This is a genomic window from Streptomyces sp. NPDC023527 (assembly GCF_055560115.1).
The window spans coordinates 57,189-75,232 of record NZ_JBVHJJ010000001.1 but is presented as its reverse complement, the minus strand read 5'-3'; the positions used below and the strand labels follow the sequence as shown (position 1 = coordinate 75,232).

General features: G+C 72.8%; 17 protein-coding genes. 11 read left to right on the top strand and 6 right to left on the bottom strand.

What is annotated here, in order from left to right; genetic code table 11:
- Positions 1–120: 120 nt before the first annotated feature.
- Positions 121–1,308, top strand: a complete 1,188-nt coding sequence (nadA, locus tag ACZ303_RS00335) for a quinolinate synthase NadA (RefSeq protein ID WP_467333459.1) — start codon at positions 121–123, stop codon at positions 1,306–1,308.
- Positions 1,309–1,405: 97 nt separating this feature from the next.
- Here nadA and ACZ303_RS00330 read toward each other — a convergent pair whose 3' ends face one another.
- The 4 genes from ACZ303_RS00330 to ACZ303_RS00315 form a co-directional block, all read right to left on the bottom strand.
- A complete protein-coding gene (locus ACZ303_RS00330) occupies positions 1,406–2,119 on the bottom strand; it encodes a response regulator (RefSeq protein ID WP_467333457.1) in 714 nt (237 codons plus the stop codon).
- On the bottom strand, positions 2,116–3,414 hold the full coding sequence (locus ACZ303_RS00325) for a sensor histidine kinase (protein WP_467333455.1): 1,299 nt from the start codon (positions 3,412–3,414) through the stop codon (positions 2,116–2,118). Before ACZ303_RS00325 ends, ACZ303_RS00330 begins: the two co-directional genes overlap by 4 nt.
- 126 nt (positions 3,415–3,540) lie before the next feature.
- On the bottom strand, positions 3,541–3,819 hold the full coding sequence (pspAA, locus tag ACZ303_RS00320; RefSeq protein ID WP_467333453.1) for a PspA-associated protein PspAA: 279 nt from the start codon (positions 3,817–3,819) through the stop codon (positions 3,541–3,543).
- 52 nt (positions 3,820–3,871) lie between these two features.
- Positions 3,872–4,669, bottom strand: a complete 798-nt coding sequence (locus tag ACZ303_RS00315; RefSeq protein ID WP_467333451.1) for a PspA/IM30 family protein — start codon at positions 4,667–4,669, stop codon at positions 3,872–3,874.
- 288 nt (positions 4,670–4,957) lie between these two features.
- Between ACZ303_RS00315 and ACZ303_RS00310 the strand changes: the two genes are divergently transcribed.
- The 3 genes from ACZ303_RS00310 to ACZ303_RS00300 all read left to right on the top strand — a co-directional run bounded on the left by ACZ303_RS00310 (position 4,958) and on the right by ACZ303_RS00300 (position 7,579).
- Complete coding sequence (locus ACZ303_RS00310) at positions 4,958–5,557, top strand: DUF3043 domain-containing protein (RefSeq protein WP_467333449.1); 600 nt, start codon at positions 4,958–4,960, stop codon at positions 5,555–5,557.
- Between the two features lie 35 nt (positions 5,558–5,592).
- Positions 5,593–6,357, top strand: a complete 765-nt coding sequence (locus tag ACZ303_RS00305; protein WP_467333447.1) for a class I SAM-dependent methyltransferase — start codon at positions 5,593–5,595, stop codon at positions 6,355–6,357.
- A gap of 118 nt (positions 6,358–6,475) precedes the next feature.
- Complete coding sequence (locus ACZ303_RS00300) at positions 6,476–7,579, top strand: S1C family serine protease (protein ID WP_467333445.1); 1,104 nt, start codon at positions 6,476–6,478, stop codon at positions 7,577–7,579.
- A gap of 51 nt (positions 7,580–7,630) precedes the next feature.
- Here ACZ303_RS00300 and ACZ303_RS00295 read toward each other — a convergent pair whose 3' ends face one another.
- Positions 7,631–7,840, bottom strand: coding sequence for a hypothetical protein (locus ACZ303_RS00295; RefSeq protein WP_467333443.1), 210 nt, complete (start codon positions 7,838–7,840; stop codon positions 7,631–7,633).
- A gap of 322 nt (positions 7,841–8,162) precedes the next feature.
- On the opposite strand from ACZ303_RS00295, the gene ACZ303_RS00290 reads away from it, so the two are divergent.
- The 4 genes from ACZ303_RS00290 to ACZ303_RS00275 all read left to right on the top strand — a co-directional run bounded on the left by ACZ303_RS00290 (position 8,163) and on the right by ACZ303_RS00275 (position 13,058).
- Positions 8,163–9,368 (top strand): bifunctional adenosylcobinamide kinase/adenosylcobinamide-phosphate guanylyltransferase, encoded by a 1,206-nt coding sequence (locus ACZ303_RS00290; RefSeq protein WP_467333441.1) that lies wholly within the window; start codon positions 8,163–8,165, stop codon positions 9,366–9,368.
- A gap of 86 nt (positions 9,369–9,454) precedes the next feature.
- Positions 9,455–10,501, top strand: coding sequence for a nicotinate-nucleotide--dimethylbenzimidazole phosphoribosyltransferase (locus ACZ303_RS00285; protein WP_467333439.1), 1,047 nt, complete (start codon positions 9,455–9,457; stop codon positions 10,499–10,501).
- A 65-nt stretch (positions 10,502–10,566) separates the two neighbouring features.
- A complete protein-coding gene (locus ACZ303_RS00280; protein WP_467333437.1) occupies positions 10,567–12,342 on the top strand; it encodes a phosphatidylglycerol lysyltransferase domain-containing protein in 1,776 nt (591 codons plus the stop codon).
- Entirely contained in the window at positions 12,339–13,058 is a 720-nt protein-coding gene (locus ACZ303_RS00275) for a hypothetical protein (RefSeq protein WP_467333435.1), read from the top strand. Before ACZ303_RS00280 ends, ACZ303_RS00275 begins: the two co-directional genes overlap by 4 nt.
- On the opposite strand, the gene ACZ303_RS00270 is transcribed toward ACZ303_RS00275, so the two are convergent.
- Positions 13,025–13,762, bottom strand: a complete 738-nt coding sequence (locus ACZ303_RS00270) for a hypothetical protein (protein ID WP_467333433.1) — start codon at positions 13,760–13,762, stop codon at positions 13,025–13,027. The two genes, ACZ303_RS00275 and ACZ303_RS00270, sit on opposite strands and share 34 nt — an antisense overlap.
- A 71-nt stretch (positions 13,763–13,833) precedes the next feature.
- Here ACZ303_RS00270 and ACZ303_RS00265 point away from each other — a divergent pair, with 71 nt between their 5' ends.
- From ACZ303_RS00265 to lpdA, 3 genes are all read left to right on the top strand, one after another.
- Positions 13,834–14,631 carry an adenosylcobinamide-GDP ribazoletransferase gene (locus ACZ303_RS00265; RefSeq protein WP_467333432.1) on the top strand — a complete coding sequence of 266 codons (798 nt, stop codon included), beginning with the start codon at positions 13,834–13,836 and terminating at the stop codon, positions 14,629–14,631.
- 150 nt (positions 14,632–14,781) lie between these two features.
- Positions 14,782–16,311 carry a leucyl aminopeptidase gene (locus ACZ303_RS00260; protein WP_467333430.1) on the top strand — a complete coding sequence of 510 codons (1,530 nt, stop codon included), beginning with the start codon at positions 14,782–14,784 and terminating at the stop codon, positions 16,309–16,311.
- Between the two features lie 300 nt (positions 16,312–16,611).
- Entirely contained in the window at positions 16,612–18,000 is a 1,389-nt protein-coding gene (lpdA, locus tag ACZ303_RS00255) for a dihydrolipoyl dehydrogenase (RefSeq protein WP_467333428.1), read from the top strand.
- Positions 18,001–18,044: the final 44 nt, after the last annotated feature.

Sequence of the window (18,044 nt, the reverse complement as noted above, 5' to 3'; positions counted from 1 at the left end):
GAATGTGTCACATCGACGCAATGGCCATCGTCAAACTGACGTGAAGCGGTTATGATAGATAGCGTCAACTTGACGACAAGGCCCTACCGGCCGTCCGCAGAAACAGAAAGGGTGCGTGACGTGACCACCGCCCAGCCCTTGGACTTCCAGGCTCCCTCCCCTTCGCCGCTCGCCCTCCTGCTGCTCGGCCGCGAGGCCGACCCCAAGAGCGAGCGCGGCGTGGAGTGCCCCGGCGACCTGCCGGCACCCTCCGACCCGGACCTGGTGGAGCGCGCCCGGGCGGCCAAGGCGAAGCTCGGCGACAAGGTCTTCGTGCTCGGCCACCACTACCAGCGCGACGAGGTCATCGAGTTCGCGGACGTCACCGGCGACTCCTTCAAGCTCGCGCGTGACGCGGCCGCCCGGCCCGACGCCGAGTACATCGTCTTCTGCGGTGTGCACTTCATGGCCGAGTCCGCGGACATCCTGACCGGCCCCGACCAGCAGGTCGTCCTGCCCGACCTGGCCGCCGGCTGCTCCATGGCCGACATGGCCACCGCCGAGCAGGTCGCGGAGTGCTGGGACGTGCTGACCGAGGCGGGCATCGCCGAGGCGACCGTCCCCGTCTCGTACATGAACTCCTCGGCCGACATCAAGGCGTTCACGGGCAAGCACGGCGGCACGATCTGCACCTCCTCCAACGCCGAGCGGGCCCTGAACTGGGCCTTCGAGCAGGGCGAGAAGGTGCTCTTCCTCCCCGACCAGCACCTGGGCCGCAACACCGCCGTCCGCGACCTGGGCATGTCCCTGGACGACTGCGTCCTCTACAACCCGCACAAGCCCAACGGCGGGCTGACCGTCGAGGAGCTGCGGGCCGCGAAGATGATCCTGTGGCGCGGGCACTGCTCGGTGCACGGCCGCTTCTCGCTGGAGTCGGTGCGGGACGTGCGCGAGCGCATACCGGGCGTCAACGTGCTGGTGCACCCCGAGTGCAAGCACGAGGTCGTGGCGGCGGCGGACTACGTCGGCTCGACGGAGTACATCATCAAGGCGCTGGAGGCCGCCCCGGCCGGCTCCAAGTGGGCCATCGGCACGGAGCTCAACCTCGTACGGCGTCTGGCGAATCGGTTCGCCGCGGAGGACAAGGAGATCGTCTTCCTCGACAAGACGGTCTGCTTCTGCTCGACGATGAACCGGATCGACCTGCCGCACCTGGTGTGGGCGCTGGAGTCCCTCGCGGACGGCAAGGTCGTCAACCGCATCGAGGTCGACCCGGAGGTCGCGAGCTTCTCCAAGCTGGCGCTGGAGCGGATGCTGGCCCTGCCGTAGCGGCTCCCCCTGGGGTTCGCCCTTCGCCGCCTGCGGCGGGGGGCGCCCCGCCGGCGCGTCCTCAAACGCCGGACGGGCTGATTCGGGCGGGGGTGCGCTAGTCCCGCCGCGGCCGCACCAGTCCCGACTCGTACGCGATCACCACCAGCTGGGCGCGGTCGCGCGCGCCCAGTTTCGCCATCGCCCGGTTGACGTGCGTCTTCACCGTCAGCGGACTCACCGTCAGCCGCTCCCCGATCTCGTCGTTCGAGAGCCCGCCGGCCACCTGGACCAGTACCTCCCGCTCGCGTCCCGTCAGCGCGTCCAGCCGCGCGGCGGACCCGCCCGGCCGGTCCGGGTGCGGCCCCGGGTCTCCCTGCGCGAGGAACGTGGCGATCAGCCCCTTCGTCGCGGCCGGTGACAGCAGCGACTCCCCCGCCCGCGTGATCCGGATCGCGGAGAGCAGCTCCTCCGGCTCCGCCCCCTTCCCGAGGAAGCCGGACGCGCCCGCGCGCAGCGACTGCACCACGTACTCGTCGACCTCGAAGGTCGTCAGCATCACCACCCGCACATCCGTCAGCGAGGGGTCGGAGCAGATCTCGCGGGTCGCGGCGAGGCCGTCCGTGCCGGGCATCCGGATGTCCATCAGCACCACGTCCGGCAGGTGCAGCCGGGCGAGCTCCACCGCCTGCGCGCCGTCCGCCGCCTCCCCGACCACCGTCATGTCCGGCTCGGAGTTCACCAGGACCCGGAACGCGCTGCGCAACAGCGCCTGGTCATCGGCGAGAAGGACGCGAATGGGGGGCTCGGGTGTGCCGCTGGGATCGGTCATGGGGTCAGCGTAGGCGTGGTGCGCTGCCGCAGCGGGAGGGTGGCGCGGACATGGAAACCGGGGGTGCCGTCGGCGCGGGGGCCCGCCTCGCAGGTGCCGCCGAGGGCGGAGGCGCGTTCGCGCATGCCGATCAGGCCGTGCCCGCCGGCCGGCTCCCGCGGCTTCTCGCCGCACCGGGGGCTCCGGTGCCCGCCGCCGTTGTCCAGGACGGTGAGCAGGAGGCTGTCGGTGCCGCGTACGAGGGCGACCTCGGCGTGGGCGCCGGGGCCCGCGTGCTTGTGGACGTTGGTCAGCGCTTCCTGGAGCACGCGGTAGGCGGTCAGGTCGACGGCTCCGGGCAGCGGTCCGACGACGGCGGCCGCGGCGGCCGGGTCGGTGCCGTCGCCGGGTCCGCCGGGGAGGGCGGAGGCCGCCGTGACGTCGACGCGCAGCCCGGCGCGGGCGAAGCCGTCGATGAGGTGGTCGAGGACGCCGAGGCCGGGGGCCGGTTCGGTGGGGGCCGCCGGATCGCCGTACTGGCGCAGCAGGCCGACGGTGGCGCGTAGCTCCGCCAGGGCCGAACGGCTGGCCTCGCGGACATGGGCGAGGGCCTCTTTGGCCTGGTCGGGGCGGCTGTCCATGATGTGCGAGGCGACACCGGCCTGGACGTTGACCAGGGCGATGTGATGGGCGACGACGTCGTGCAGCTCGCGGGCGATGCGCAGCCGTTCCTCGGCGACCCGGCGGCTCGCCTCCGCCTCGCGGGTGCGTTCGGCGCGCACGGCCCGCTCCTCGATGGCGGCGATGAAGGCGCGGCGGCTGCGGACGGCGTCCCCGGCGGCGCCGGCCATGCCGGTCCAGGCGAGGAGACCGACGTTCTCCTGGGCGTACCACGGCGGCACCCCGTAGATCATGACGGCCACGGTGAGGACGGCGACGGTGACCGCGGCGATCCGCCATGCCTTCGCGCGTTCGGTGCGGGAGGTGACCGTGTAGAGGGCGACGACGACGGTCAGCACGATCTGGGTGCGGGGCGGGTCGCCGTTGGGGGTGACGACCTCGACGAGGGACAGGGCGGCGGTCAGGCCGAGGACCACCCGTGGTGCCCGGCGGCGCAGGACGAGCGCGCCGCAGGCGAGCACGGACAGCAGGAGGAAGACGATGCCCGGCGGATGGCGGGCGGCGTACCGGCTGACCATCGAGCCGATGACGACGGCCGCGAGGACGGCGAGGGCCAGCAGGGAGTCGGCCGCGATGGGGTGCGCGCGCAGCCAGCGGTGCGGGCGGGCGAGGCCGGTGACAGCGAGGGAGGTCATCGGGGTCCTCGGATACGGGCGGGGAGCGGGCGTACCGGCCGCGCCCCCGGCCCACGCGATGGGGGCCAGGGGCGCTGCGGTGCTGGAGTGCCGTGCCTGAGCGAAGTCGGCCGGGGCCGGGCGGGATCAGCCGGGGATGAGCCCGTCGTCGCTCAGCATGGCCTTGACCTCGTCGAGGGAGGCGTCGGGCGCGGGCAGGATCAGCTCGGAGGGCTCCAGGGCGTCGTCCGGCAGGGGGGCGCCGATCCGGCGCACGGCGTCGAGCAGGGCTCCGAGGGTGCGGCGGAAGCCTTCCTGGTCACCGCTCTCCATCTCCTCCAGCAGCTCGTCGTCGAGCTTGTTGAGCTCGACGAAGTGGCTGTCGGCCAGCTTCCACTGGCCCTCCCCCATGATCCGCACGATCACGACGGTCTCCCTCGGTCCGGTGCCTGGTGGCGCACTGTGCTCGGCTCTCGGCTCACTGCTTGTCGAAACGCGGCTGTTCCTGCGGCTTCGCCTGGCCGGCCTGGCCGCCCGTGCCGCCCTCGATGGCCTGCTGGGTGCCCGAGGTGCCGCCGGCCAGCTCGGCCTTCATCCGCTGGAGCTCCAGCTCGACGTCCGAACCGCCCGAGAGGCGCTCCAGCTCGGCGGTGATGTCGTCCTTGGCGGTGCCGGTGGGGTCGTCGAGGGCGCCCGAGGCGAGCAGCTCGTCGATGGCGCCGGCGCGCGCCTGCATCTGCTGGGTCTTGTCCTCGGCCCGCTGGATGGCCATGCCGACGTCGCCCATCTCCTCGGAGATGCCCGAGAAGGCCTCACCGATACGGGTCTGGGCCTGGGCGGCGGTGTACGTGGCCTTGATGGTCTCCTTCTTGGTGCGGAAGGCGTCGACCTTGGCCTGGAGGCGCTGCGACGCGAGGGTGAGCTTCTCCTCCTCGCCCTGGAGCGTGGTGTGCTGCGTCTCCAGGTCGCTGACCTGCTGCTGGAGGGCGGCACGGCGGGAGAGGGCCTCGCGCGCCAGGTCCTCGCGGCCGAGGGCGAGGGCCTTGCGGCCCTGGTCCTCCAGCTTGGCGGACTGGCCCTGGAGCTGGTTGAGCTGGAGCTCCAGGCGCTTGCGGGACGTCGCGACGTCGGCGACGCCGCGGCGCACCTTCTGGAGCAGTTCGAGCTGCTTCTGGTACGAGTAGTCGAGGGTCTCGCGCGGGTCCTCGGCCCGGTCCAGGGCCTTGTTGGCCTTCGCGCGGAAAATCATTCCCATACGCTTCATGACACCGCTCATGGGCCTCGGGCGCCCCCTTCTGACGGACTACGAACTCCAGCACATCTTGCAGACCCCACAGTACGGGCCCTGCTTCCATTACCGCACTGTTCGGGCGCCGATGCGCTCCTCCTCCAGGACGATCACAAGGTCACCGTCCTCCGGCGGAAGGAGTAGAAGACCATCCAGGGCCCGTCAGGGGGGCGACCGCGCGCCGGCCCGCCTCCCGCACGGTGAACGAGCCGCCGTTGCCGGATCGTTCCCTTGCGGCCGGTGACCGTCGGCCGGTACCCCGTACCCTTGGGTTTTGTGTTCCGAAGCCGTTCCACTTCCAAGGATGAGCAGGCCGCAGCCACCCCGGTGAGCGCGGACCAGCCGAAGCAGCGCGACCCGCAGGCACCCAAGGGCCGCCCCACACCCAAGCGCAGCGAGGCCACCGCGCAGCGCCGCAGCCTGGCCAGTACGCCGGCCAATCGCAAGGACGCCGCGAAGCGGGCCCGCGAGGTCCGGCGCGCGGACATGGCCAGGCAGCGCGAGGCCCTCGCCAAGGGCGACGAGCGGTTCCTGCCCGTCCGCGACAAGGGTCCGATCCGCAGTTACGCCCGCGACTTCGTGGACGCGCGGTACTCGGTGGCGGAGTTCTTCCTGCCGCTCGCCGTGGTCATTCTGATCCTGAGCATGATCAACCAGGGCAAGTTCCAGTCGTACGTGCTGCTGGCCTGGCTGCTCGTGATCGTCCTGATCGTGATCAACTCCGTGATCACCGCCATCACGCTCAAGCGGGCGCTCAAGCAGCGCTTCCCGGACGAGAACCTCCGCGGCGCCGTGCCGTACGCCCTGATGCGCACGCTCCAGGTGCGCCGTCTGCGGCTGCCCAAGCCGAAGGTCAAGCGCGGGGAGAAGCCCTGAGCGGTGCCGCCTTCGCGTCCGGCTTCGGCGGTGGCGTGGAGGGCTGGCTCCGTGGGCTCGGCGGCTTACGGAACACCGTTCGTCAGGAACTGGTGGCCCGCCAGCTCGACGAACAGATAGCGGCCCGCTTCCCGGTGGGCCGCCGCCTGCGGGTGCTCGACGTCGGCCTCGGCCAGGGCACCCAGGCGCTGCGGCTGGCCCGGGCCGGCCATGAGGTGACGGGCCTGGAGTCCGACCCGCGGATGATCGCGGCGGTGCGCGAGGCGCTGACCGCCGAGCCGGAGGGCATCCGGGAGCGGGTACGGCTCATCGAGGGCGACGGCCGCGACACCGGCGCGCACTTCCTCCCCGGCACCTTCGACGTCGTGCTCTGCCACGGCGTCCTGATGTACGTGAGCGCGCCCGACCCGATGCTCGCCGGGCTGGCCCGGGTGCTCGCGCCCGGCGGTCTGCTCTCCCTGGTGGTGCGCAACGCCGACGCGCTGGCGCTGCGGCCGGGGCTGGCCGGTGACTGGGACACCGCGCTGGCCGCCTTCGACTCCCCCGCGTACACCAACCGCGTCGGCCTGGAGGTGCGCGCGGACCGGCTGGAGACGCTGACGGCGACGCTCGCCGGGATCGGCGCCCCGCTGCACGCCTGGTACGGCGTGCGGGTCTTCACCGACCAGGCGGCCGACGGCCAGGAGCCGCCCACCGGCGAGGTGCTGGAGCGCCTGCTGGCGGCCGAGGACCGGGCGGGCCGCACCGATCCGTACCGCGCGGTGGCGGCGTTGCTGCACCTGTGCGGCGTACGGGGCTGAGCGACGGCGCGGGCGGGGTCCGGCGCGCCGGGCCGACCGCCCGCGCCCCCGGCGCACCCGCCCGCCGTACGGCGCATCCGGCCGGGCCGACCGGCCGGACAGAAGTGATACTCCGACCATGGATGTCTCCCGCGCCCGGACACTCCCGCGTCGGTCCCTGCTCTCCATGACCGCCGCCGCCGTCTGCGCGGCGGCGGTGCTCGGCGGGTGTTCCGGCACCTCCGGCAAGGCGATGCCGTCGGCCTCACCGACCCCCTCGGCGCCCTCGGCACCTCCGGCTGCCCCGGTCGCCGGCTCGGCCGGTGATCTCCAGGCCGCCTACCAGAAGGTGGTCAAGGACGTCCTGCCGTCCGTCGTGCAGATCACCAACGGCGAGGGGCTCGGCTCCGGCGTCGTCTACGACGACAAGGGCCATGTCGTCACCAACGCGCACGTCGTCGGCGACGCCACGGCCTTCGAGGTCACCCTGGCCACGGGCGGCGGCAGCGTGGGCGCCCGGCTCGTCTCCAGCTATCCGGAGCAGGACCTGGCCGTCATCAAGCTCGACGACGTGCCCAAGAGCCTCAAGCCCGCCACGTTCGGCGACTCCACCAAGGTCGAGGTCGGCCGGATCGTGCTCGCCATGGGAAATCCGCTCGGCCTCTCCAGCAGCGTCACCCAGGGCATCGTCTCGGCCGTCGGCCGTACGGTCAGCGAGGGGCGCTCCGGCGGCGGCACGGGCGCGACCATCGCCGACATGGTGCAGACCTCGGCGGCCATCAACCCCGGCAACAGCGGTGGCGCCCTGGTCGATCTCGCCGGTCAGGTCATCGGCATCCCGACGCTGGCCGCCGTCGACCCCGAGCTCGGCCAGGGCGCCGCGCCCGGCATCGGCTTCGCGATCCCCGCCGCGACCGTCCGCACCATCGCCGGACAGATCATCCAGAGCGGCAAGGTCACCGACTCCGGGCGGGCCGCGCTCGGCATCACCGGGCGGACGATCGTGGGCCCGGAGTTCGCGCCCGCCGGGGTCGCGGTGGTCGACGTCGGCCGGGACGGGCCCGCCGCCAAGGCCGGCCTGAAGACGGGCGACATCATCACCCGCGTCGGCCGGACCGACATCACGACCATGCAGTCGCTGTCCGAGGCGCTCGCGGGCCTCGGGCCGGGCGACCGGACCGAGGTGACGTACGAACGGGACGGCGCCGAGCGGACCGCTTCGGTCACGCTGGGCGCCATGTGAGGCGGGCCGCGGGGCGGCGCCCGCCCCGCGGCCGCTCCTCCGAGCCCCGGATCAGCTCTCGGCCGCCGCGCGCAGGCTCATCACATAGATCCGGGTGTCGTCCTCGAAGAGCGTCACCTGCTCCGCGCCGCCGTCCAGCAGTTCCTTCCAGACCTCACCGATCCAGGACTCCGCGTCGCCCTGCGTGGTGAACTCCTCGGGTTCCACCGCCGGGGCCGTCTCCGTCCCGTCGGCCTTCTCGAACCGCCACGTCCACACCATGTCCGCCTCCTGAGTCCTGATGACAGTCCTGGATACGCCGCACAGTCACATGCTGTCGCGCAGCCTAGGGCCTGTCCGGCGGATCGTGGGAGCGCACCACCGCCGCGCGGCGGTGTCCTCAAGCGCCGGACGGGCTGGTTGCTGAGCCCAGCCCATACCAGCCCGTCCGGCGCTTGAGGACGCGCCCGCAGGGCGCTCGCCGCCGCAGGCGGCAACGACGGCCCGCGGCCGAAGACCGTCGGACACACCCCAACGGCCCGTCGGGAACGAGAAAAGGTGAGCCCGGCGCGCCCATGGCGGGCGGACGCGAGACGATCAGTGCGTGGAACTCACTCTCCTCGGCACCGGCGGCCCCGACGGGCTCCCCCGTCCCGGCTGCCCCTGCGCCTCCTGCGCCACCGCCGTCGGCGACGAGGCGCGGGCCGCGACCGCGCTCCTGGTCGACGCGGCCCTGCTCCTCGACCTCACCCCGGGCCCGGCCTTCGCGGCCGCCCGCGCGGGGCGGTCGATCGCCGGTGTGCGGCAGGTGCTGCTCTCGCACCCGCACGACGGGCCCCTCGTCGAGTTCCCCGCGGGGCTGCCCGCGCCGGTGCGGGTGCCGGACGGCCGTGAGCTGTCGGTGATCAGCGGGCACCGGGTGCGGGCGGTGGCCCTGGACGCGCCGGGCACCGGCTACGAGGTGACCGGGCCGGACGGGGACCGGCTGCTCTATCTCCCGCCGGGCACGGCACCGGCCGGCCTGAACGGCCCCTTCGAGACCCCCGGCCCGTACGACATGGTGCTGCTCGACGTCCTCGGCCGCCCGGACGCGCTCGCCCGGCTGCGCGCAGCCGGCGCGGTCACCGCCACCACGGACGTCCTCGGCGTGCACATCGACCACGACGTACCGCCGGGCCGTGAGCTGCACCGCCGGCTGGCGACGGCGGGCGCGCGGACCGTTGCCGACGGGACGACGCTGGTCGTCGGCGACTACCACGCGGTGCCCGACCTGCCGCGCCGCACGCTCGTGCTGGGCGGCGCCCGGTCGGGCAAGTCGGTGGAGGCGGAGCGGCGGCTGGAGTCCTTCCCCGAGATCCTCTACGTCGCCACCGGCGGTACGCGCGAGGGCGACCCGGACTGGGCGGCGCGGGTGGCCCTGCACCGCGACCGCCGGCCGGGCTCCTGGCGCACGGTCGAGACCCGCGACCTGGTCCCGCTGCTGACGGAGGACGGCCCGCCGCTGCTGATCGACTGCCTGGCGCTGTGGCTGACGGACGCCATGGACGCCGTCGGCGCGTGGTCCGACGAGACCTGGGAGCACGGTGGCCAGGCCGCGCTCGCGGACCGGGTGCGGGCGCTGGTGGCGGCGGTGCGCGGCACGGCCCGCACGGTCGTCGCGGTGAGCAACGAGGTCGGCTCGGGCGTCGTCCCCGCCACGGCCTCGGGCCGCCGCTTCCGCGACGAGCTGGGCCGCCTGAACGCCCAGCTGGCGAGGGAGTGCGAACAGGTGGTCCTGGTGGTGGCGGGACAGGCGCTGCCGTTGCGGTGACCCTCGTCGGACACCCGGGGGCCGGGGCCCGTCCGGCGCCCGAGGGCACCCTGGACCGGGTGTCCAGGACCGGTAGTGTTCGACGGATGAGCGGTCTGAATCTGGATGACTTCGCCACACTGATCGAGCGCCCCGACCCGGGAACCCGCCGGGACGCCGAATCGCGGCGCGAGCGCCTCTCCCCCCGCCCCGGCGCCCTGGGGCGCCTGGACGAGCTGGGCGAGTGGCTCGCGGCCGCGCAGGGCACCGTGCCGGTCAAGCCCGTCGAGTCGGTCACCGCGCTGCTGTTCGCGGGCGACCACGGCGTCGCCCGGCTCGGTGTGTCGGCGGGCCCGGAGGGCGGCGCCCGGGAGCTCGTACGGGCGGCGCTGGACGGCGGGAGCCCCGCGGCGGTGCTGGCCCGGCGGTTCGGGGCGCGGCTGCGCGTCGTGGACATGTCCGTGGACTGCGACCCGGCCGAGCTGCCGGAGGAGGTCACCCGCCATCGGGTGCGGCGCGGTTCGGGGCGGATCGACATCGAGGACGCGCTGACCGCCGAGGAGGCCGAGGCGGCGTTCCGCGCGGGGATGGCGATCGCCGACGAGGAGGCGGACGCCGGTACGGACCTCGTGGTCCTCGGCGACCTCAGCGTCGGGGGCACCACGGCCGCCGGCACGCTGGTGGGCGCGCTGTGCGGTACGGACGCGTCCGTGGTCACCGGGCGCGGCGGCGCGGGCATCGACGACCTGGCGTGGATGCGCAAGTGCGCGGCGATCCGGGACGGGCTGCGGCGGGCCCGGCCGGTCCTGGGCGACCAGCTGCGGCTGCTGGCGACGACCGGCGGCGCGGACCTCACGGCGGCCACGGGCTTCCTGCTGCAGAGCGCGGTGCGCCGGACCCCCGTCGTCCTCGACGGAGTCGTCTCGGCGGCGTGTGCCCTGGTCGCGCAGCGGGTGGCGTTCCGGGCGCCCGACTGGTGGCTGGCGGGCCAGGCGAGCGGCGATCCGGCGCAGGCGAAGGCGCTGGACCGGATGGCGCTCAACCCTTTGCTGGATCACGGCGTCACAGTGGGCGAGGGGACAGGGGCGCTGCTCGCTCTGCCATTGGTTCAGGCGGCGGCGGCCCTGGCGGCGGAATTGCCTGAGCGCGCCTGACGACCCACGTCGAAGACGCGCATGTCGGACTCCACCGCAGATGGTGCCCCATATGATCACTTTTCATGGGAGAAGTCCGCTTGACTCCGGATGAAGGCGCGCGGAGCGGCATCCGGCCGCTCCTGTCTCGGCGCGCCGCCACTTTCGCCGTGTGGTACCTGCGCGTCGTCACGTTCGTCAATCTGCTCGGCGCGGTGTGGGTGTCCTTCGGCGCGGACATCCGCCGGCACAACGTCGAGGAGTTCTTCACGCCCTATCTGCTGACGGCGGGCTTCGCCTCGGCGCTGTGGTCGCTGGTCATGGCGGTCACGCTGCGCCGGCGCAAGCGGGCCTCGTGGATCCTCAACCTGGTGCTGTCCGGGCTGCTCCTGCTGCTGCTCGCCTTCGCGATGTACTTCCCGGAGTTCAACCGGCACGGCCTGAACTGGTTCTCGCTGGTGGCCACGGGGCTGTTCGTGGCCGCGCTGCTGGTGGGCCGCCGCGAGTTCTACGCCAAGGGCGACCGCGCCAACCCCAGGCTCGCCGCCATCGTGGCGGCCGGCGGCCTGCTCGTCACGTCGCTGACGGCCGCCCTGCTGGTGACGGTCACCAACGAGGCGCACGACGACCACCGCTCGACCTTCCTCGACCGGTGGCACTACGGATTCATGCGGCTGGTCTCACTCGCCGCGGACGACAGCGACTACCCGGGCATCGCCACGCCCGGCTGGGTCGACGTCTTCATCAACGTGATGAGCATGTTCCTGCTGCTGCTCGTCGTGTACGCCGCCTTCCGCGCCCGGCGGGCCACGGACCCGCTGAGCGCCGAGGACGAGGAGCGGCTGCGCGCCCTGCTCGACCGGCACGGCGACCGCGACTCCCTGGGCTATTTCGCGCTGCGCCGGGAGAAGAGCGTCCTCTGGTCGCCGTCGGGCAAGGCCGCGGTCACCTACCGCGTCGTCGGCGGTGTCTCGCTCGCCTCCGGCGACCCCATCGGCGACCCCGAGGCGTGGCCCGGTGCCATCGAGCCCTGGCTGACCGAGGCCCGTGAGCACGGCTGGATCCCCGCGGTGATGGGCGCGAGCGAGGAGGGCGGCACGATCTACGCGCGGCACGGCCTGGACGCCCTGGAGATCGGCGACGAGGCCATCGTGGACACCGCCGAGTTCACCCTGGACGGCCGCGCGATGCGCACCGTGCGCCAGGCGTACAACCGGGTGAAGCGCGCCGGTTACACCGTGCGGATCCGCCGCCACGAGGACATCCCCGAGGAGGAGATGGCCGAGCTGCTGCGCCGCGCCGACGACTGGCGCGACGGCGCGACCGAGCGCGGCTTCTCCATGGCGCTGGGCCGCCTCGGCGACCCGGGCGACGGCCGCTGCGTGATGCTGGAGTGCCATGACGGCAAGGGCGAGCTGCGGGCGCTGCTGAGCTTCGTGCCGTGGGGGCCCAAGGGCCTGTCGCTGGACCTGATGCGGCGCGACCGGGAGTCCGAGAACGGCCTGATGGAGTTCATGGTCATCGAGCTGCTCCAGCAGGCCAAGGGGTTCGGCATCGGCCAGGTGTCGCTGAACTTCGCGATGTTCCGGTCCGTCTTCGAGCGGGGCTCCAAGCTCGGCGCGGGGCCGGTGCTGCGGATGTGGCGTTCGCTGCTCAGCTTCTTCTCCCGCTGGTGGCAGATCGAATCGCTCTACCGTGCAAATGCGAAATACCGCCCCATCTGGGAACCTCGGTTCATGCTCTTCGAGAAGAGCGGCGATCTGCTGCGGATCGGTATCGCCAGTGCCCGGGCGGAAGGCTTCCTCGAAGCTCCCGGCCTGCCCAAATGGCTCAACCGAAAGCACCTGGAGAGCCCGCGATGAACCGCGCGGCGCTGCGTCGCGCCGCGCGCACCGAATGGGGGCCGCTCGCCGGGACCGTACGGCGGGCACTGACCCACGAGCGACTCCGCGCCGTTCCGATGACGCTGTCGGCGGTGGCCCTGACCGGGGTCTTCCAGATCGTGCAGAACCAGCCGTGGGGCTTCGAGCCCGTGCAGCGGCTCGGCTCGGTGCAGGCGCAGCTGCCCTGGTGGCAGGCGCTGCTGCGGACGCCGCTGTCGCTGTTCGTACCGGCGCTGGACCTGCCGGTGTGGGGGGCGCTGGCGCAGGTCCTGCTGGTCTTCGGGATCGCCGAGATCTGCCTGGGCAAGTGGCGCACGCTGGGCATCTGTTACGTCGCGACGCTCGCCGGGACGATGTACGCGCGGCTGGCCGTCCACATCGGGCCGGACTCCGTCCTCGGCCTGCCGCCGGAGGCCGCCCAGGTCATCGACACCGGCCCGTCGGCTGCCGTCGTGGGGCTGGCGGTGTACGTCAGCTGGCGCTACCGCGCCTGGTTCACCTGCGCGGCCGTGGTCCTGGCCATGGCCGTGGAGGTGCTGCTCAAGCCCAATCTGGCGGGCAAGGAGCACGTCGCGGCGGTCACCGCGATGGTCGTGCTGTGCGTGGTCGACGAGGTGCGCAGGCGGCGCAAGCCCCGGCGGGACGCCTATGACTCGTCCGGTCAGCGGTCGGGGGCGCCGGCCAGCAGGTCGTGAAGCTTGTTGCGGACGGCCTCCCAGCGCGCGTCGTGCCGGTAGGCGCGCACCCGCGCCTTGCGGGTCGCGCGCGGGCGGCGGCGGTAGAAGCGACGCGCCCACGGCGAGCCGGGCCGGGCCAGCCGCACCGCGCCCACGAGCGCCACGAACGGCACCACACAGCCGATCACGGCCATCCGGGGCTTGCCCTTGGCCAGGGCGAAGAGGGCGATGAGGAAGTTGCTCAGGACGTTGGTGACCACCACGCCGCGGTCGTGCAGCTCCTCCGAGCTCAGCTCGTTCACCCCGAACGGCACGGACCCGGCGAGCACCAGCGCCACCAGGGAGGCCGTCAGGACCACGATCTCGACGCTCTTGCGGCCCTGCTCGGTCCAGTAGACGTCGTCCAGGTGCAGGACGAGCGCGAACTCGTCCAGCACCAGCCCGGCACCCATCCCGAACAGCACCGCCGCCAGCGCCGCCCCGAACCCGTGCCGGCCGGAGGCGACCGCGGCGAAGCCGCCCACGACCATCAGCACGATGCCGGGCACCACATGGTGGACGTGCAGGCCGCCGGGGCTGATGTTGCGGAAGGGGCCCTTGCCCGCGCGGATCAGCCGCGTGATCACCCGGGTCACCAGAAAGGTCAGCACGAACGAGGCCAGCGCGAGCAGCAGGGGCAGCTTCCCCGGCTCGACGATGTTGCGGTGCAACCAATGACCCATGACTCACCTGTTCCCGATCGCCCCCGGACCGGCAACCTACTGCCCCCGTCCGGCGGGATAGTGTGCCCGCGATGACCGACACGACACCCGCCGCACCCACGCCCGGCGACGCGTTCCGCTTCGCCTTCGGCACGCTGACCGTGCTGCCCGTGCGCGTCACCCGCTGGGATCGCGGCGCGGCCCGCGGCGGGATGCTCGCCGCACCTCTCGCGGGGCTGGTCGTCGGCGGTTTCGCGGCCGCCGTGGGGCTGCTGCTGCTGGTGCTGGGCGCGAGCCCGATGCTCGCCGCGGTGGCCTGCGTGGCGGTGCCCGCGGTCCTCACACGCGGACTCCACTTGGACGGCCTCGCCGATGTCGCCGACGGACTCGGCAGCGGCCGGCCCGCCGCGGACGCGCTGCGGATCATGAAGCGGTCCGACATCGGACCGTTCGGTGTCGTCACCCTCCTGCTGACCCTGTTCGGCCAGATCGCCGCGGTCTCCGGGCTGTTCGCCGCCGGCTGGGAGCGGGGCGCCGTCGCCACGGCCGTGGCGGCGCTCGCCGCCCGCTGCTCGCTGACCCTCGCCTCCCGCGCCGGGGTACCCCCGGCCCGCCCCGACGGCCTGGGCGCGGCGGTGGCCGGGGTGGTACCGGTCCGCGCGGCGCTGCTGGTCACGGCCCTGACCGTGGCCGCGGCGGCCGGCGCCGGCGCCCTCTCGGGACCGTACGGCGCGCTGCGCGCGGGCGGCGCGGCGCTGCTCGCACTGGTCGCCGGCGAGCTGCTGCTGCGCCACTGCGTACGGCGCTTCGGCGGCGTGACCGGTGACGTCTTCGGCGCCCTGGCGGAGACCTCGGCGACCACCGCGCTGGTCGTCCTCGCCCTCGGCTAGGCCCCGTACCCGGGGATCCGCCCGCTGACAGCGCTACTTTGGGGTCGGACCCGAGCCCGGTGGCCCGGAGCACCGCGGCATACGATGCCCAGGGTGCGGCCGGCCCACCCATCGGCCGAGGAACTCAACGGAAGTAGGGACCCCACCACCGTGTCTGCTCTGACTCTCAGCACTTCCAGTGCGGCGACGCTGCGCGCGGACGCCATCGTCGTCGGTGTGACCAAGGGCCCGAAGGGTCCCGTCGTCGCGCCCGGCGCCGAAGCCGTGGACAAGGCGTTCGACGGCAAGCTCGCCACCGTCCTGGAGACCCTCGGCGCCACGGGCGGCGAGGGCGAGGCGACCAAGCTCCCCGCCCCGTCCGGGCTCAAGGCCCCGGTCGTGCTGGCGGTCGGGCTCGGCGAGGCGCCCGCGAAGGACGAGGGCTTCGGCCACGAGGCGCTGCGCCGGGCGGCCGGTACCGCGGCCCGCGCGCTGGCGGGCACCAAGAAGGCCGGGTTCGCCCTGCCCACCGAGGACGCGGAGGCCGCCGCGGCCATCGCCGAGGGCGCGCTGCTCGGCGCGTACTTCTACGACGCCGCCCGCGTCAACGGCGGGAAGAACGCCGACAAGGACGCGAAGAACGCGCCGCTGGCCGAGGTCGCCCTGCTGGGCACCAAGCCCCGCGACAAGGCGTTCAAGGCCGCCGCCGAGCGCGCCACCGTGGTGACCGACGAGGTCAACCGCGCCCGCGACCTGATCAACATGCCGCCGAACGACCTGCACCCGAAGTCCTTCGCCGCCGCGGCCCAGGCCGCCGGCAAGGAGCACGGCCTCAAGGTCGAGGTGCTGGACGAGAAGGCGCTGCTCAAGGGCGGCTTCGGCGGCCTGATGGGCGTCGGCCAGGGCTCCGCGGTCCCGCCGCGCCTGGTGCGGATCGCCTACACCCACCCCAAGGCGGAGAAGACCCTGGCCCTGGTCGGCAAGGGCATCACCTACGACTCGGGCGGCATCTCCCTGAAGCCGGCCGGCCACAACGAGACCATGAAGTGCGACATGAGCGGTGCCGCCGCCGTGTTCGCCGCGGTCGTGGCCGTCGCCCGCCTGGGTCTGCGGGTCAACGTCACCGGCTGGCTGGCCCTCGCCGAGAACATGCCCTCGGGCAACGCCACCCGCCCGGGCGACGTGCTGCGGATGTACGGCGGCAAGACCGTCGAGGTCCTCAACACCGACGCCGAAGGCCGGCTGGTCCTGGCCGACGCCCTGGTCCGCGCCTCGGAGGAGAACCCGGACGCGATCGTGGACGTCGCCACCCTTACGGGTGCCATGGTCCTCGCGCTCGGCAACCGCACCTTCGGTGTCATGGCCAACGACGACGCCTTCCGCACCTCGCTGTACGAGATCGCCGAGGAGGTCGGCGAGCCCGCGTGGCCCATGCCGATGCCGGCCGAGCTGCGCAAGAGCATGGACTCCCCCGTCGCCGACCTCGCCAACATCGGCGAGCGGATGGGCGGCGGCCTGCTGGCCGGCGTGTTCCTGAAGGAGTTCGTGGGCGAGGGCATCGCCTGGGGGCACCTGGACATCGCGGGCCCGGCCTTCCACGAGAGCGCCCCCTTCGGCTACACCCCGAAGGGCGGCACCGGCTCCGCCGTGCGCACCCTGGTCCGACTGGCGGAGCACACCGCCGACGGCGACCTCGGCTGAGGCCTCTCCGAGGTTTGTACGCTTTCGGTCGGCCCCGGGTGTTTCGCCCGGGGCCGGCCGGCGGCCGTTCGCCCTCAACGAAATCCACCGCGTCGTACGCGTGAGTAACCCGTGAAGGTGACGCATCAGTCGCCTCACAGCCCGGCCCGGCGTCCCGTCGTCCGTCAACAAGTGCGAAGATGTTGTCTCGGCAGGACAGGGCCCCCCTTGACCCAGGGCCGAAGCAAAAGCGGCCGAACAACAGCCGCCGCCCGGTCACCGACGACCGGCACCGGCGTACCCATGCATGGAGGACGTGACGTGGCGAACGACGCCAGCACCGTTTTCGACCTAGTGATCCTCGGAGGCGGTAGCGGCGGTTACGCCGCTGCCCTGCGCGGAGCGCAGCTGGGTCTGGACGTCGCTCTGATCGAGAAGGACAAGCTGGGCGGGACCTGCCTGCACCGCGGCTGCATCCCCACCAAGGCGCTGCTGCACGCCGGTGAGGTCGCCGACCAGGCTCGCGAGAGCGAGCAGTTCGGTGTCAAGGCCACTTTCGAGGGCATCGACATCGCGGGTGTCCACAAGTACAAGGACGACGTGATCTCGGGCCTCTACAAGGGCCTGCAGGGTCTGGTCGCCTCCCGCAAGGTCACCTACGTGACCGGCGAGGGCCGCCTCTCCTCCCCGACGTCCGTGGACGTCAACGGCCAGCGCTACACCGGCCGCCACGTCCTGCTCGCGACCGGCTCCGTGCCGAAGTCGCTGCCGGGCCTGACCATCGACGGCAACCGCGTCATCTCCTCGGACCACGCGCTGGTCCTGGACCGCGTGCCGAAGTCCGCGATCGTGCTGGGCGGCGGCGTCATCGGCGTCGAGTTCGCCTCCGCGTGGAAGTCCTTCGGCACCGACGTCACCATCGTCGAGGCGCTTCCGCACCTCGTCCCGGTCGAGGACGAGAACAGCTCCAAGCTGCTGGAGCGCGCCTTCCGCAAGCGCGGCATCAACTTCTCCCTCGGTTCCCGCTTCTCCGGCGTGGAGTACACCGCCGACGGAGTGAAGGTCTCGCTGGAGAACGGCAAGACGTTCGAGGCCGAGCTGCTGCTCGTCGCCGTCGGCCGCGGCCCGGTCTCGCAGGGCCTGGGCTACGAGGAGGCCGGGGTCGCGATGGACCGCGGCTACGTCCTGGTGGACGAGTACATGCGCACCAACGTGGAGACCATCTCCGCCGTCGGTGACCTCGTCCCGACCCTCCAGCTCGCGCACGTCGGCTTCGCCGAGGGCATCCTGGTGGCGGAGCGTCTGGCCGGACTCAAGCCCGTACCGGTCGACTACGACGGCGTGCCGCGCGTCACGTACTGCCACCCCGAGGTCGCCTCCGTCGGTATCACCGAGGCGAAGGCCAAGGAGCTGTACGGCGCCGACAAGGTCGTCGCTCTGAAGTACAACCTCGCGGGCAACGGCAAGAGCAAGATCCTCAAGACCGCGGGCGAGATCAAGCTCGTCCAGGTGCGGGACGGTGCCGTGGTCGGCGTCCACATGGTCGGCGACCGTATGGGTGAGCAGGTCGGCGAGGCCCAGCTGATCTACAACTGGGAAGCCCTGCCGGCCGAGGTCGCGCAGCTCATCCACGCGCACCCGACGCAGAACGAGGCTCTCGGCGAGGCCCACCTGGCCCTGGCCGGGAAGCCGCTGCACTCGCACGACTAGGTCCCGAGCGCACCACCATCCGCACTACTCGTAAGGAGCAACCG

Excerpts from the sequence above, each read along its gene's own strand:
- ACZ303_RS00330 (WP_467333457.1), bottom strand. The coding sequence starts at position 2,119 with ATGACCGATCCCAGCGGCACACCCGAGCCCCCCATTCGCGTCCTTCTC.
- ACZ303_RS00325 (WP_467333455.1), bottom strand. The coding sequence starts at position 3,414 with ATGACCTCCCTCGCTGTCACCGGCCTCGCCCGCCCGCACCGCTGGCTG.
- ACZ303_RS00315 (WP_467333451.1), bottom strand. The coding sequence starts at position 4,669 with ATGAGCGGTGTCATGAAGCGTATGGGAATGATTTTCCGCGCGAAGGCC.
- ACZ303_RS00300 (WP_467333445.1), top strand. The coding sequence starts at position 6,476 with ATGGATGTCTCCCGCGCCCGGACACTCCCGCGTCGGTCCCTGCTCTCC.
- ACZ303_RS00295 (WP_467333443.1), bottom strand. The coding sequence starts at position 7,840 with ATGGTGTGGACGTGGCGGTTCGAGAAGGCCGACGGGACGGAGACGGCC.
- ACZ303_RS00285 (WP_467333439.1), top strand. The coding sequence starts at position 9,455 with ATGAGCGGTCTGAATCTGGATGACTTCGCCACACTGATCGAGCGCCCC.
- ACZ303_RS00280 (WP_467333437.1), top strand. The coding sequence starts at position 10,567 with ATGGGAGAAGTCCGCTTGACTCCGGATGAAGGCGCGCGGAGCGGCATC.
- ACZ303_RS00275 (WP_467333435.1), top strand. The coding sequence starts at position 12,339 with ATGAACCGCGCGGCGCTGCGTCGCGCCGCGCGCACCGAATGGGGGCCG.
- ACZ303_RS00270 (WP_467333433.1), bottom strand. The coding sequence starts at position 13,762 with ATGGGTCATTGGTTGCACCGCAACATCGTCGAGCCGGGGAAGCTGCCC.
- ACZ303_RS00265 (WP_467333432.1), top strand. The coding sequence starts at position 13,834 with ATGACCGACACGACACCCGCCGCACCCACGCCCGGCGACGCGTTCCGC.